The sequence below is a fragment of the Paenibacillus sp. 102 genome, assembly GCF_039549175.1.
Classification (GTDB): Bacteria; Bacillota; Bacilli; order Bacillales; family Bacillaceae_G; genus Bacillus_A.
The window spans coordinates 1-255 of the sequence record NZ_JBCGHT010000100.1 but is presented as its reverse complement, the minus strand read 5'-3'; the positions used below and the strand labels follow the sequence as shown (position 1 = coordinate 255).

1 protein-coding gene is annotated in these 255 nt (G+C 26.3%); it reads right to left on the bottom strand.

Features of this window, described 5'->3' with window-relative positions; all coding sequences use genetic code 11:
- Positions 1-74 precede the first annotated feature (74 nt).
- Positions 75-255 (bottom strand): glutaredoxin (locus AAIE21_RS29520; RefSeq protein WP_343269890.1); only part of this gene is annotated, 181 nt, incomplete at its 5' end.

The following is a 255-nucleotide window of genomic DNA, read 5'->3' as shown; positions in this document are numbered from 1 at the left end:
TTTCATTAAATCAGCTTTAACTTGATTATATTTCTTAACTTTTTCTTCGATAATATCCATAGTTTTAACCTCATTTATTGTGAAATGGATTCTGATAGTAAGATTTTTTCGAGTTTTTTAATTGGTGCTCCAATAAACTTATGGGTTTCTTCTCCATCCTCAATAAAAATGGTTGGGGTATATTTTAAGCTGAGGTCTTTAAATTCTTTTTGAGCTTTTAAATCATTGATAATATCTTTTTCTATAAAGGTAAAA